This is a genomic window from Hymenobacter sp. B1770 (genome assembly GCF_049896385.1).
Classification (GTDB): Bacteria; Bacteroidota; Bacteroidia; order Cytophagales; family Hymenobacteraceae; genus Hymenobacter.
In genome coordinates, this window is sequence record NZ_JAFCUF010000007.1 from 1 (window position 1) to 13,817 (window position 13,817).

At 59.7% G+C, this 13,817-nt stretch carries 15 protein-coding genes; 8 read left to right on the plus strand and 7 right to left on the minus strand.

Annotated elements, in window-relative coordinates; translation table 11 throughout:
• Positions 1 to 126: 126 nt before the first annotated feature.
• Positions 127 to 699, minus strand: coding sequence for a GreA/GreB family elongation factor (locus ACP7AJ_RS14560; protein ID WP_426060939.1), 573 nt, complete (start codon positions 697 to 699; stop codon positions 127 to 129).
• A 56-nt stretch (positions 700 to 755) separates the two neighbouring features.
• Here ACP7AJ_RS14560 and ACP7AJ_RS14565 point away from each other — a divergent pair, with 56 nt between their 5' ends.
• Positions 756 to 1,112: a hypothetical protein gene (locus tag ACP7AJ_RS14565; protein ID WP_426060940.1), complete on the plus strand. Its 357-nt coding sequence runs from the start codon at positions 756 to 758 to the stop codon at positions 1,110 to 1,112.
• A gap of 138 nt (positions 1,113 to 1,250) precedes the next feature.
• Positions 1,251 to 2,483, plus strand: a complete 1,233-nt coding sequence (locus ACP7AJ_RS14570) for an MFS transporter (RefSeq protein WP_426060941.1) — start codon at positions 1,251 to 1,253, stop codon at positions 2,481 to 2,483.
• Positions 2,484 to 2,517: 34 nt separating this feature from the next.
• On the opposite strand, the gene rfbD is transcribed toward ACP7AJ_RS14570, so the two are convergent.
• From rfbD to ACP7AJ_RS14595, 5 genes are all read right to left on the minus strand, one after another.
• Positions 2,518 to 3,372 (minus strand): dTDP-4-dehydrorhamnose reductase, encoded by an 855-nt coding sequence (gene rfbD / locus ACP7AJ_RS14575; RefSeq protein ID WP_426060942.1) that lies wholly within the window; start codon positions 3,370 to 3,372, stop codon positions 2,518 to 2,520.
• Positions 3,373 to 3,482: 110 nt separating this feature from the next.
• Entirely contained in the window at positions 3,483 to 4,403 is a 921-nt protein-coding gene (locus tag ACP7AJ_RS14580) for a TIGR03915 family putative DNA repair protein (RefSeq protein WP_426060943.1), read from the minus strand.
• A gap of 150 nt (positions 4,404 to 4,553) precedes the next feature.
• A complete protein-coding gene (locus tag ACP7AJ_RS14585; RefSeq protein ID WP_426060944.1) occupies positions 4,554 to 5,420 on the minus strand; it encodes an alpha/beta fold hydrolase in 867 nt (288 codons plus the stop codon).
• A 36-nt stretch (positions 5,421 to 5,456) separates the two neighbouring features.
• The gene (locus ACP7AJ_RS14590) at positions 5,457 to 5,729 is read right to left on the minus strand and encodes a hypothetical protein (RefSeq protein ID WP_426060945.1); all 273 of its coding nucleotides are present in this window, start codon (positions 5,727 to 5,729) and stop codon (positions 5,457 to 5,459) included.
• Between the two features lie 5 nt (positions 5,730 to 5,734).
• Positions 5,735 to 7,003, minus strand: a complete 1,269-nt coding sequence (locus ACP7AJ_RS14595; protein ID WP_426060946.1) for a putative DNA modification/repair radical SAM protein — start codon at positions 7,001 to 7,003, stop codon at positions 5,735 to 5,737.
• A gap of 307 nt (positions 7,004 to 7,310) precedes the next feature.
• Here ACP7AJ_RS14595 and ACP7AJ_RS14600 point away from each other — a divergent pair, with 307 nt between their 5' ends.
• Complete coding sequence (locus ACP7AJ_RS14600; RefSeq protein ID WP_426060947.1) at positions 7,311 to 9,272, plus strand: hypothetical protein; 1,962 nt, start codon at positions 7,311 to 7,313, stop codon at positions 9,270 to 9,272.
• Positions 9,273 to 9,450: 178 nt separating this feature from the next.
• On the opposite strand, the gene ACP7AJ_RS14605 is transcribed toward ACP7AJ_RS14600, so the two are convergent.
• Entirely contained in the window at positions 9,451 to 9,912 is a 462-nt protein-coding gene (locus ACP7AJ_RS14605) for an energy transducer TonB (protein WP_426060948.1), read from the minus strand.
• A 395-nt stretch (positions 9,913 to 10,307) separates the two neighbouring features.
• Here ACP7AJ_RS14605 and ACP7AJ_RS14610 point away from each other — a divergent pair, with 395 nt between their 5' ends.
• The 5 genes from ACP7AJ_RS14610 (at position 10,308) to arsB (ending at position 13,663) form a co-directional block, all read left to right on the plus strand.
• Positions 10,308 to 10,643: an ArsR/SmtB family transcription factor gene (locus ACP7AJ_RS14610; protein ID WP_426060949.1), complete on the plus strand. Its 336-nt coding sequence runs from the start codon at positions 10,308 to 10,310 to the stop codon at positions 10,641 to 10,643.
• A 33-nt stretch (positions 10,644 to 10,676) separates the two neighbouring features.
• On the plus strand, positions 10,677 to 11,135 hold the full coding sequence (locus tag ACP7AJ_RS14615) for a DUF6428 family protein (RefSeq protein WP_426060950.1): 459 nt from the start codon (positions 10,677 to 10,679) through the stop codon (positions 11,133 to 11,135).
• Between the two features lie 70 nt (positions 11,136 to 11,205).
• Positions 11,206 to 11,982 (plus strand): metallophosphoesterase family protein, encoded by a 777-nt coding sequence (locus ACP7AJ_RS14620; protein WP_426060951.1) that lies wholly within the window; start codon positions 11,206 to 11,208, stop codon positions 11,980 to 11,982.
• 18 nt (positions 11,983 to 12,000) lie between these two features.
• Positions 12,001 to 12,564 carry a GNAT family N-acetyltransferase gene (locus ACP7AJ_RS14625; RefSeq protein ID WP_426060952.1) on the plus strand — a complete coding sequence of 188 codons (564 nt, stop codon included), beginning with the start codon at positions 12,001 to 12,003 and terminating at the stop codon, positions 12,562 to 12,564.
• Entirely contained in the window at positions 12,551 to 13,663 is a 1,113-nt protein-coding gene (gene arsB / locus ACP7AJ_RS14630) for an ACR3 family arsenite efflux transporter (protein WP_426060953.1), read from the plus strand. Before ACP7AJ_RS14625 ends, arsB begins: the two co-directional genes overlap by 14 nt.
• Positions 13,664 to 13,817 lie beyond the last annotated feature (154 nt).

Below are 13,817 nucleotides of genomic sequence, written 5' to 3' on the forward strand. Positions count from 1 at the left end.
CCAACAACGCCCACGTGCGGTCACTGATTTCGTCTAATTGATTCACGAACGCAAAGCTAATTGTCCGTACAACCTAAAATAAGCGAACGAAGAAACGATAACAACGAACGAAGCTACAAGAAAGAATTATGGGGCTGGGTCGTGGCTACTTGCCAGGGGCTTTTCGTAGGCAATGGCGGCCACTTCTACCGTCTCCTCGGTCGGCCCGAGCTTGAGCTTGGCGGTTTTACCCAGCTTGGTGCCCAGCACCGCCCGGGCAATGGGCGCGATGAACGCCACTTTGCTTTCGGCGATATCGGCCTCGTCGACGCCCACGATGGTGAAGGTGCGCTCCTGCCCAACCTTGGCTGGCGCCGACCCTTGGTTGCCGCCGCTCACGGTGCGCAGCGTGACGGTGGCCCCAAAGCGCACTTCTTTGGGCGGCTGGGTGCGCGGGTCCACCACTTTTGCGCTGGCAATGCGCTCGGTGAGCAGGGCAATGCGACCGTTATAGAGGGAGAGGCGATGCGAGCGGTCGGTGTCGTTGTCGCGGTTGGCCTCGGCCTGGGCGCGCTCAGCTTCGAGGGTCGTGAGCTCGGTGCGGAGTTGCTCCAGGCCCGCCGGCGTGACGTAGTTGGGCGTACCAGCGGGCAGCGCCGCCCGCGGCGGGATGATGGGCGGCGTTTGGGCGTCGTCCTCTTTGGTAAATCCTCGGCTCATAGCTGCTTGAACGCAACCGCATCGCCTGGGTTCTGCCTCGTGCAGCCCCTTTACCGGTGGCGGCTGCCCAGCGCCGCCCCAAGGGCCTGTTCTTCAGCACTCCCGACCCGACCCAGCGCGATACCAGCAAGCCGGGCACCTTGGTGGGGCTAGTGGGCAGCGGCGACAAAGTACTCCTGCGCATCCGACTGACGCCCCACCCGCCACTTACCGCCCGCAACGGCCGTAGCACGCCCGGGCCTGCCTTAGCCGGCCCCAACGGCCTCGAAATCATGCACGAACAGCAGCGTATCGGCTACGTCGATTTTGCCGCTGTCAAGGCCTGCGTGTGGCCCCGCGACGACCTTCCGCCCGGGCTACGCTTCCTCACGGCCACCACCCTAAGCGCGCTTCTGCTAAAAAGCGTTTGGTAGTACAACAACTCCTCGGCTCCCAGCAGCTTAAACGCCGGTGCAGTCGCGGGTTTTGCCGCAAACGTAACTATCACCGGCTTTTTGCTGTTAGGCCAGACTGCGTTTGCGCCGCCCTTAGCATTGCCTGTTTGTTTTTTTATGAAAGAATCCCTTGTTGAGAATACCCTGTTATCCGTTCCAACCGCTTCCCCGCCTACTCTCCCCACCGACTCCCCTACCCCACATAAGCTCGACAACGCCCTAGTGTGGCTAATGGCCGTTACCTGCGGCCTTGTGGTGGCCAACATCTATTACAATCAACCCCTGCTAGCTGCCATTGGCCGCACCTTTCGCCTCTCCGATAGCAGCGCCAGCCTCGTAGCCACAGCCACCCAGATAGGCTATACCCTGGGCATGCTGTTTGTGGTACCGCTGGGTGACAAGCTCGAGCGCAAGCGCATGATACTGATTATGCTGCTCGGTGCCGCCGCGTGCATGGGCCTGGCGGCCGTAGCACCCAGCTTTGGGGTGCTGGCGGGCGCCAGTGTGGTGCTGGGCATCTTTTCGGCAGTTCCGCAGTTGCTGGTGCCCATGGCCGCGCACTTGGCCCCCGAAGAAAGCCGCGGCCGCATTGTGGGCCGCGTGATGAGCGGCTTGCTCATCGGCATTCTGCTCTCTCGTACGCTCAGCGGCTACGTGGGGCTGCACCTGGGTTGGCGCGCCATGTTCGAAATCGGGGCCGGGCTCATGCTGTTGCTCGGCGTACTGCTGGCCTGGAAACTGCCCACCGACCAGCCCACTTTCACCGGCTCCTACGCTTCGCTGATGCAGTCGCTGCTCACGCTCACCCGCGAGCAAGCTCCCCTGCGGCGGGCCGCGCTGATAGGCGCCAGCCTCTTTGCCGCTTTCAGCGTGTTCTGGACTACCCTTACTTTTTACCTCGAAAGCCCACCCTTCAACTACGGCAGCGACGTGGTCGGTTTTTTTGGGCTAATCGGAGCCTTTGGGGCGCTGGCCGCCCCGCTGGCCGGCAAGATGGCCGACACCAGAGGAACGGGCTATACCATCACGATGGGCATAGTAATGGCGCTGGTCGCATACCTTATTCTGGGTTTCGCCGGGGTCTACATAGCCGGCCTGGTCATCGGGGTTATTCTCCTGGATGTGGGCGTGCAGGCTACGCACATCTCCAACCAGTCGATGGTATTTTCGCTGGTGCCCGAGGCCCGCAGCCGCCTCAACACTGTGTATATGACGGCATATTTCATCGGCGGCTCGCTGGGCTCGGTGCTCGGCGGACTGGCCTGGGTGCACGGCGGCTGGCCGGGGGCCTGTGCCCTGGGCGGGACGCTTACTGCGGTGGCGCTATTGGCGAGCCGGCGGCAAGCTTAGCTAGTGTGGGTTATGAGCCTCAACTTTGGGAACCTCACCCCAGCCGCCCCAGGCACACCTGCAGGCTGTGCCGCCAATGCGGAATAGCCACCCCCAGCTGCGTTTTGGCCTTGGTCTTATCCATGACCGAAAAGGCGGGCCGGGTGGCTTTGGTTGGGTATTCGGCCGTCCGGATGGGCACAGTGCGGACCGGCGTTGCGCTCAGCTCAAAAATGGCCGTGGCGAAATCGTACCACGATGTGACGCCCTCGTTGCTGTAGTGGTAGGTGCCGAATTCCTGACTCTGGGTTTCGATAATGGTGAGGATGCAGCCGGCCAAGTCGATGGCATAGGTAGGCGTGCCGACCTGGTCCCAGATGATGCGCAGCTCTTCGCGCTCGCGGCCCAACTTCAGCATGGTTTTAACAAAGTTGTTCGCGTATTCAGAATAAAGCCAGCTGGTGCGGAGAATGAAAAACTTGCTCGTATGCTCTGGAATCACCTGTTCGCCCTCCAGCTTGGTGAGGCCGTAGACGCTGATGGGCTCGGCTTCGTCGGTTTCTACCAGGGGCTGGTTGCCGGCGCCGGCAAACACAAAATCCGTGGAAATCTGAATGAGGATGGTGCCGTGTTCGCCGCAGAGCCGGGCCAGGTTTTCCACGCCGTCGCGGTTCACTTTACGGGCCAGGTCTACCTCGTCCTCGGCCTTGTCCACGGCGGTGTAGGCGGCGCAGTTGATGCAGTAGCTGGGCTGGTGCTGGGCAAAAAGCGCAGCCAAACCCTCCGGGTTGAGGATGTTGGCCTGCTCCTCGGGCAGAAATAGTAAGTTGGGCGTGTTTCGTTCTTGCGCTACGTGCGCCAGACACTGTCCTAATTGGCCCGAGGCCCCAAAAACCAGTATGCTGCTCATGTGTATCGACGTCTTGATTTGCTGCTGTACTACAGGGTTGTGCGGTGCACATACGAAAGGGCTGGCTTTTTGCTAAGCTGCCCCATCGTTTTTTCACCGGCACATCACCTTTATTCGAGCCGCAAGTTAGGGTCACGGGGCGGGCGCTTGTTCCTGATGGGCTCAAAACGCATCTCGCGGGGCTGTTTTTCGCTTAGGTATTTCCAGTAGCGCAACGGTATGTGGCGGCGATGAAGCTTCAAATTTTTGCGCTCCGGAATGTTGACGTGGTCGAAATACGACTGCCAGAGCAGCTTAAACAACGGCTCCCGCTCGTCGAGCACGGTGGCAGAAACACTGGTGGACGTTTGCGCCGAGCTGTTCTCAAACTTCACCACGTCGGTATGCGTCAGGTCGTAATAGAGGCCGTAGTAGCGGCGCCGGTCATAAATCAGCCAGCGCTGGTCGGCGTAGCGCTTGGTGAAGTGCGCGGCAATGAGCGGCAGCACGTCAAAATCAGGGTCGATGGTAGCGTGAAATAGCTCGTCGGTGGATTTCTCGAAGCGCACGAAGGCTTCCATGCGGTGCTTCTCGCGAAACATCTGCTGGGCCAGACGCTGAATGCGGCGCACGTCGGCATTGGCGTAGTTCTCCGAGATGTCGCGGTCGGTGCGCAGGGCTAGGTCTATATAACGGAAGATGAGCAATTCGCGCTCCGGGTCCTCGCTCAAAAAGACATGATAGAGCCTAGCACGGGCTTCATGGTCCATGGTTTTCAACAAGCCGTCCCAGACGCGGGTGGCCAGGGCTTCGTCGGTTTCGCGGTGCGCGGGCTGGGCGAAAAGGCCGGTTTGGGCCGTAGCTTCGGGCTGAATGCTACTGGGCGCCGCCCGCCAGTCGTAGATGGTAAACAGCACCGTGAGCAAGCCCTCAAACGTGCCATCGTAAGTATAGTCGCGGGGCGCAGCCGTGAGCTCGGGAGCTGGTCGCCGGCCCGCAGCGGCTGGGGCAGCGGCATTGCCGGAGCTGCGGATGGGCGTTAGCTTCCTCATAAGCGTTGGTATACGGGACCGGTCTGTGTTCCTCTGGGTTGGGTATCTTGCTTCTGCTAAGCTGCCGCCTGTTGCGCTGCGCTCGTGCAGTGTTTTATCACCTTGAAACGGGTTTCTCACTTCGTGAGCATGGCGGCAATTCGAAGCTCCTCATTTTACAGCACCTAAAAACTCTAGTAGCAACTCGTTCACTTCCTCAGCTCTTTCGTGCTGCACCCAGTGGGTAGCCCGCAGATACGTGAGTTCTGCATCGTCGCAAAAAGCTAAACTTTCGCGGGCTAATTCAGCTTTTAAAAAAGCGTCCTTTTCGCCCCAGATAATGCGAACTGGCACCCCAATGCGCCCGACCTTGCTAAGCCGACGCGCAAACCGGCCTGCTGCCCGGTACCAGTTTATCATGCTGCGCATGGCCCGTGGCTGGGCCCAAGCCGCCCGATACAGGGCTAAATCATCGTCGCTGAACGTGCCCCGACGACTGGTGCCGCGCAACGCCTTCCGGCCCATCCACCACCCGCGCAGGCGCACCAACGCCTCCGGCACCCAGGGCAACTGAAAGAAAAAGACATACCAGCTTTTGAGCAACTGGCCAGGCTTGCGGCGCATCGCCCGGCTCAACACTTGCGGGTGCGGCACGTTCAAAATAATCGCCCGGCTGATGCGGTCGGGGTGGTGCGCGGCCAGATGCCAAACCACCGCAGCGCCCCAGTCGTGGCCCACAACGGCGGCGGTTTGCTCGCCAACTGCATCAATCAGCCCAATAATATCGGCGGCAAGCTGGTCGATGGTGTAGTCCCGCACGCGGCGAGGCTTGTCGCTAAGGTTGTAGCCGCGCTGGTCAGGCGCCCACACCCGAAAGCCGGCTGCAGCCAGGGCCGGAATTTGGTGTCGCCACGCGTACCAAAACTCCGGAAAGCCGTGCAGCACCACCACCAGCGGCCCGCGGGCAGGCCCGCACTGCACGACGTGCAGCCGGATGCCGTTGGTAGCTACCTCATGGTGTTCGAGGGGGTAGGCCATGCAAAGCTGTACCACCGCCGCGCACCAGAAGTTGCGTTAGGCGGCCTGCTGGGCGTCGTTGTCGGCCATGCGCGCCATGGCGCGGGCGCGGGCTTCGTCGTGCGCTTGGCGCACCAGCGGCATAAGCTCGCTGATGCGGCAGCAGCACGAAAGCCGGGCTACCTTATCGGACGAAGCAGTAGTGCGAAAGGGCACATTCTGGCGGTGTATAACTTTCATGACGGAGAAAAAAATGTCGTTTTGCACGCCGCCCAGGCTGCTTTTCTGCAGCGGAGATTGGCCGTTCGAAAAAAGAGCGTCGTAGTTCATAGCTATCAGGAAGCCTGAGCAAATAAGTCTAGTTGTTGGGTCACGAGAGCAGAGCGCACCGAAGCGCCTCCAAACAGAATTTGGCGTCGCACCTGCTGCTCGCTGAGCTCGCCGATAATCGGCTGGTGCTCGCCCTGGCAGGTGAGAAAGTACTTGGCGCGCTTCAACACTACGCCCAGTTGGCGCAGGGTTTCCATGTTGAGGCTGGCGAAGCGGCGAGCAGCCACAATTTTCTTAGCCGAGCGGGCGCCCACGCCGGGAATGCGCAGTATCATCTCGTACTCAGCCGTGTTCACGTCCACCGGAAACACGTGGCGGTTGCGCAGGGCCCAGGCCAGCTTGGGGTCAATCTCGAGGTCAAGGTGCGGGTGAGCGGGGTCCAGAATTTCATCGGCCTGAAAACCATAGAAGCGCATCAGCCAGTCGGTCTGGTACAGGCGGTGCTCCCGGATAACGGGCGGCTGCGTCACCTGCGGCAGGCGGGCGTCGTCGGTCACGGGGATGTAGCCGGAATAGTACACCCGCTTCAGTCCGTAGCCCTGGTAGAGCGAATCGGTGAGCTTGATGATTTCCAGGTCCGTCTCGGCGCTGGCCCCCACAATGAGCTGCGTGGTTTGGCCGGCCGTAGCGAAAGCAGGCACCTTTTTAAAAAGCGCCTTCTCCTCTTTATTCTGAATAATGCCGTCCCGAATCTGGCCCATGGGGGTCAGAATCTCCTGGTAGTTCTTCTCCGGCGCCAGCGTGGTCAAGGCCAGCTCCGAGGGCAGCTCAATGTTTACACTGAGGCGGTCGGCGTAGAGGCCAGCTTCCTGAATCAGTTCCTCCGAGGCGCCCGGAATGGTTTTGACGTGGATGTAGCCGTTGAACTTGTGCTCGGTGCGCAGTTTTTTCACGATGCGCACCAAACGCTCCATGGTATAGTCGGGGCTACTGAAAATGCCGGAGCTCAGAAACAGGCCTTCGATGTAGTTGCGGCGGTAGAAGTTAATGGTAAGGTCCACCACTTCGTCCACAGTGAAGGCGGCGCGCTTTACGTCGTTGGAACGGCGCGAAACGCAGTAGGCGCAGTCGAAAATGCAGTGATTGGTCAGCAGTATCTTCAACAAACTCACACAACGGCCGTCCTCGGTGTAACTGTGGCAAATGCCCATGCCCTCGGCGTTTCCGAGGCCTTTGTTCTCATTTTTGCGCTTGCCGCCGCTGCTGCTGCACGAAGCATCGTACTTCGCGGCATCGGCTAATATGCTTAGTTTCTCTTGAATGCGCTCGTTCATGAGGAGGGGCTTGCTATCGGGCTTAAAATTAGTAAACAGCGGCCAAATAGGCACAATGTATTAAGCTAATTTTTTTGGTATTAGTTTCTTTTTACTCAGAAGAAATCAGCCAATATTGCTTCCTATTACTAAATTCTGCACTCTTACCCCTGCCGCACGTTGGCGGTGCGTAGCCTCATGCACCGGCTTGCTAAAAAGCAGGTGTGTTGGTAGCGCACTGGCCAGCTTCCGCAGCTGCTGGCAGGGGGCGCAGGGCTTGCATACCGGGGCAGGCTCCTTTTCGTAATTTGCAGCGTTGCGCCCCAATATGAGCTTTCGTGGTTTCTTCCTGCTGCTGTTTGTGATGCTTGGCCCGCTGGCCCGGCCGGCCCAGGGGCAGGCATTTGACCCCCGCTCGGCCGTACCGCCCGATTCGCTGCAGGCCAGCAGAGATGTTCTGCCCCACCGCACCGATTCGCTGCGTCGCCGTTTCGACGAGCAGCGGGTAATCAATCGACTGAAAGCGTACTCGCGCCGCAAAACCATTGCCGGCCGGGCCGTATCGGGCTTACTGAGATTTACCAAGCGCGATGAAGAGCAAGCTGGCCTCGACGCCGTCTTGCTGGACCGGCAATTCGACAGCCACAACTTCAAGATTGTGCGCCGCATCGAAATCAAGACCTTGGACGCCTTCGGCTACAGCCTTGCTGACTCTACCAAGCGGCCGCGCAGCATCGTGGAGAAGTCGGGCAATGCGCTTCACATCAAAACGGCTCGTTCCCGCATTCGGCAGGTGCTGCTGTTCAGGCCCGGCCGCCCCCTAGAGCCCCAAGCGCTGTCCGAGTCGGAGCGACTGCTACGCCAAACACCCGAAATCCTGGACGCCCGCGTGCTGGTAAATGAACTGACTACCACAAGCGACAGTGTCGATATCCAAATTCTCACCACCGACGTGTTCAGCATTACCGCGGGCCTCGATTTGCGTTCGCCTACGACGGGCCGAGTCAGGTTCGGCGATGACAACTTCTTGGGGCAGGGGCATCAGTTGGAGAATTCCTACCGCTACGGCCTGGGCCTGAGCACCGATAACAACGAAAAGCCCCAGCAGTGGTCGTACGAGGGCAGCTACACGGCACCGTTCCGCCACTTTGTGCGCGCCCAAGCCCGCTACCGCAACGAGAACAACTTCCGCTCGACGGGGCTCTCGGTGCAGCGTGACTTTTATTCGCCCAGCGCCCGCTATGCTGGCTCCATCACCCTGAACAGCGTCAACCAGAACACCACCCTGGCCGTGCCTCCGCCCGGCCAGCCTTACCTCTATTTTCCACTGCGCTATACCGTGCAAGATGCCTGGCTGGGCCGGGCCCTGCGCCTGCGCTCCTACGACCTGGGCTACGAAAACCCCGGGCGCATCATCGTGTCGGGGCGGCTGTACAACGTCAACTACAGCGCCACTCCCCAACCCGACCCCAGCACCGGCCTCAAGGCTCCGGACTTCCGCGATGGCACGCTACTGCTCGGCACGGTTGGGTACTCGGTGCGGCGTTATTATAAGGACCGGTACTTGTTTGGATTTGGCCGTACCGAAGACGTGCCCACCGGTACCCTGGTGAGCCTGACAGCCGGCTACGACCTCAACGGCTCGATACCCCGCCGCTACGCAGGCGTGCGCCTGTCGGCAGCCGGCTACAGCCCCCGCAGCGGGTATTTGTACGCGGGCATCGATTTTGGCTCTTTCCAGTTGCTCACCTCGGAACGGAGGTGGCAGCAAGGCTTGCTCTCGTTCCAATTGACTTCGTTTACCAAGCTCTACAATACCGGCAACTGGCAGTATCGCCATTTCTTTAGCAGCCGGGCCGCCGTAGGCTTCAACCGCTTGCCGGGCGAGCAGCTCCAGGGCATTAGCAACGAACGCGGGATACGGGGCTTTTCCACGGCTCTGCCCATTTTTGCCACCAGCCGCTTCTCTCTCAATTACGAAACCACCCTATTTACCCCTCTCTCGCTGCTGGGCTTCCGGCTGGCGGGCATTGCCTTCGCCGACGCCGTTTGGATAACCGACCGGCCCCGCGGCGGCTCGCCCTTCGACGGGGCACCTTACAGCGGGTTTGGGCTGGGCCTACGTCTCCGCAACGAGTACACTGCCTTGCGCACCTTTCAGGTGCTGATCGGCTACTACCCACGCGGCTTCAGCGATGCCAGCGGCGTGCGCATGTTTGAGTCGCCTCGCGAAACGGTCACCTTCACCGATTTTGGCCTTGGGCAGCCCGGCACCGGGCTTTATCAGTAAGGCATCCCAACCGTGCCCGAATGTGGCCGAGGCACAAAAACGAGCGTCCGGACGGGCGCGGCCTCCGTTTCCTCATCGCACAGCTACCTGCGTGGGTAGCCGCGTTAGAAGGAAGCGGAGCCGCGCCCGTCCGGACGCTCGTTATAATAAGCAGTGGTGCTTGCCGGCTTAAAGCGGCTTACCGGTCAGTATTAAACGTAATGGGCACGGTGCAGGCCACGCGCACGGGCTGGCCATTTACCCGGGCGGGCTCCCAAGGTGGCATCAGCCACACCAGGCGCAGGGCCTCGTCATTGAGGCCGCTGCCGGGCCCGCTGATAACGTGGGCATCCTGCACCTTGCCTTCGGCGTTGAGCACGAAGTTGACCATTACCCGGCCCGAGATGCGGCGCTGCAGCGCCTGCGGGGGGTAGCGCAGAGACTTGCTCAGATACGCCGAGAAGGCTTTGTCGCCGCCGGCAAACTGCGGACGAACTTCTGGGTTGATATACACCGAGTCGGGGTACACCACCACGGGCGCAACGCTGGCCTGTGGGCCGCTCTGCACCGTAGCATTAGGACCAGACTGGGCGAGGCATTGGCCGGTGGCCAACAGGCCCAACAGGCTTACGAATGATAATAAAGGTAGAGAGTGTGCCACGTTGCAAAAGTTAAGAGTGAGAGAAGCAATCAGCGGTTAGGCGGGTGAGCTACTTGTCAGTAACGAAATAAATATACAGGATAATTTATCAAAATTGTCTTTTCTTCGGAAAATAAAATTATCACACATAATAATTTTATTGGTATGCATATGGCTTATCCATGAGGTGCATTTATTGCTACTTGGCGAAAGCCTCATAAAACACTTATTAAAGCATTTTTTATATCTTACTACTTATGCAAAGATAAATGTGTTTGGCACTTTAAATATGAATAGCGTCAGACTTTTACAAAAACATAATAAAACAATTTCAAGATTACCATGCAAACCGCTTGCACTCATCAGTTAACCTTTTACTTTTGCTATCGTTAATCGACAATAAACGAAATATCTCCATGGCAGCCCATAAACGCGAACAGTTCACTGCTGCTGAACAACAGATAGCCCTCATTGCGAAAGCTCTGGGGCACCCGGCGCGAGTGGCCATCCTGCAGCTCCTAGCGCAGCGCCAATCATGCGTGTGCGGCGAGCTGGTGACAGAACTTCCCATCTCGCAAAGCACCGTGTCGCAACATCTTAAGGAGCTAAAGGCGGCGGGCCTGGTGCAAGGCGAAGTCGACGGCCCCCGCGTCTGCTACTGCATCGACCAAGCCGGCTGGGACCGTGCCCGCCAACTCATGGCGGGCCTACTGGCAGAGCTGCCAGCTCCCGCCAGTAGGCCCGCCTGCTAGTATTCATTCACTTACTATTAAAGACAGAACAGTATGAAAATCTCTGAAATGAAGCAGCTCCTGCCAGAGCTGGACGCCATCAACTTTCGACTGCCAAACGGCACCTACCTCCCGGCTCACTTCCATGTGACGGAAGTAGGCTTGGTGACCAAGCACTTCATTGATTGCGGAGGCGTGGAGCGCCGCGAAACAGTGGCCAATTTTCAGCTGTGGGAAGCCGGCGACTACGACCATCGGCTGGCGCCCCAGAAATTCCTTCACATCCTCAACCTCTCGGAGAAAATCCTAGGCAGCGACGACCTGGACATCGAGGTGGAATATCAGCAGGACACCATTGGCAAGTATGGGCTCACGTTCGACGGCAAGAATTTCCAGCTAACCCCGAAACAGACGGCTTGCCTGGCGCAGGACGCATGCGGCATTCCCGACGCTGCTTTCTCGTTGCCCCAGTTGCAGGTAGCTGGCTGCAACCCGGGCGGCGGGTGTTGCTAATGTAACCGAACGGCGCTGCCTTCTGCGGGTGGCGCCGCTTGGTGTTGCTTGTTTCCTCCCTTCCCTTGCCATGACTATTGCTTTTTTTTCTGATGTGCACGGCAACCTGCCGGCCCTGGAAGCGGTGCTTGCCGATATTGACCGGCGCCGGCCCGACATGGTTTTCTGCCTGGGCGACCTGGTTGGCTACGCACCCTGGCCCAATGAGGTGGTGAACGAGGTGCGCCGCCGCGGGATTCCCACGCTGGCCGGTAACTACGACCAGGGCATAGGCCTGGCCAGCCCGGAATGCGGCTGCGCCTATAAAACGGACACCGAGAAGGACCTCGGCGCCCAAAGCATTGCCTTTACCAACTACGTGGTGGGGGCCGAGGAGCGCCGCTACCTGCGCCTGCTGCCCAAGCACATGCGGCTCGACTTTCAGGACGAGCCTTGCACACTAAGCCTTCTGATGGTGCACGGCTCGCCGCGTAAAATCAACGAGTACCTGTTTGAGGACCGGCCTGAGAAAAGCTTCCTGCGGGTGCTGGAAGAAGCCAACGCCAACGTTCTGCTCTTCGGCCACACCCACAAACCCTTCCACCGCACCTTCGCTTACGAGCACGAAAGTGGCGAAACCCGCTACCGCCACGCGCTGAACATCGGCTCAGTGGGCAAGCCCAAAGACGGCGACCCGCGCGCCGCATACCAACTGCTGCACCTCAACGAACAAACCACCCTCACCGACCCGGCCAGTGTGCGCTCGGAGCTGGTGCGCGTGGCTTACGACGTGGAACAGGCAGCCCACGCCGTGGAGGCCTCGCCCCTGCCCAACGAGTACGCCGACATGCTCCGCAAAGCTTACTAACCATCTTCTTCACACCCCATGACCCTCCAGCCCTTAACGGCTGCGCACTGGCCTCAGGTGCGAGCCATCTACGAGCAAGGCATTGCCACGGGCAACGCCACTTTTGCCACCAGTGCCCCCACCTGGGAAGCCTGGGACCGCGACCACCTCGCTCACAGCCGCCTGGTGACGGTCGATTCCGGGCAGGGCGGCAGCGACCAGGTGTTGGGCTGGGCGGCGCTGTCGCCGGTGTCGGGCCGCTGCGTATACGGCGGCGTGGCCGAGGTGAGCGTGTACGTGGCCAGCAGCGCCCGGGGGCGCGGCGTGGGCCGGCAGTTGCTGGCCGCTTTGGTCACCGAGTCCGAAGCTAACGGCATCTGGACCCTGCAGGCCGGCATTTTTCCCGAAAACACCTCCAGCCTCAGCATTCACGCCGGGGCTGGGTTTCGCGAAGTGGGCCGCCGCGAACGAATCGGCCAACTCCACGGCGTCTGGCGCGATACCGTGCTGCTGGAGCGCCGCAGCCAGGTGGTGGGCGCGGCCGAGCCTCAGCCCTTTGCCACTTCTAACCTTGCACCCACTACTATAAATGACAACGCTTAACCATTCTGCCCGGCGGAGTTCGCCGGCTCCGGCGGCCCTGGCCGAAAAGAAGCTCTCAGGCCTCGACCGCGGCCTCACGCTGTGGATATTCCTGGCCATGGCGCTGGGCGTGGGCCTGGGCTACTTGGTGCCCGGCGTGGAGCGCGTGGTAAACTACTTCTCGGTGGGCACCGTGAACGTGCCCCTGGCCCTGGGCCTCATCGTGATGATGTACCCGCCGCTGGCCAAGGTGAAATACGAGCAGCTGCCGCGGGTATTCAAAAACACGCGCATCATTGGGCTGTCGCTGTTTCTGAATTGGATAGTGGGCCCGTTGCTCATGTTTTTCCTGGCCATTTGGCTGCTGCCCGACAAGCCGGAATACATGATGGGGCTGATTTTGATTGGCATTGCCCGCTGCATTGCCATGGTGCTGGTGTGGAACGACCTGGCCGACGGCAGCCGCGAGTACGCCGCCGGCCTGGTGGCGCTGAACTCCATTTTTCAGGTGCTTTTCTACAGCTTACTGGCGTGGCTGTTCATCACTGTATTGCCGCCCTACTTTGGGCTGAAAGGCTACTCTGTGAACATTGGCATCTGGGACATTGCGCAGAGCGTACTGGTGTATTTGGGCATTCCGTTCGCGGCCGGGTTTCTGTCGCGGCTGGTGCTGCGCCGCCTCAAGGGCGACGCCTGGTACGACGGGGTGTTTATCCCAGCCATCAGCCCGCTCACCCTTATTGCCCTGCTGCTCACCATCGTGGTCATGTTTAGCCTGAAGGGCGAGTTGATTGTGCGCATTCCGCTGGATGTGCTGCGCGTGGCACTGCCGTTGGCGCTGTACTTCGGCATTATGTTCGTCGTCAGCTTTGCAGCCGGCAAGTGGCTGGGAGCCGACTATGCGGAGAATGCTTCGATTGCCTTTACGGCTACCGGCAACAACTTCGAGCTGGCAATTGCGGTGGCCATCGGGGTGTTTGGACTGAATTCGGGTCAGGCTTTTGCCGGGGTCATCGGGCCGCTGATTGAGGTGCCGGCACTGATTGCGCTGGTAAATGTGGCCTTCTGGTTCCGGCGGCGCTGGTATGGTGGGCGTACCACGGCAGACAGCAGTCTTTAAGGGGGTTAGAAACTTGGCGCGTCACGGCTGCATTTCCGCACCGTTGAAAAAATTGAGTGTGCAGGCTTTGATATCGAAGCACAAAACACAATGCCCCATTCAGGCAACGCCTAATATTGCTTCGTCCCTACCTATGTTAGCCCAAAAATGCATT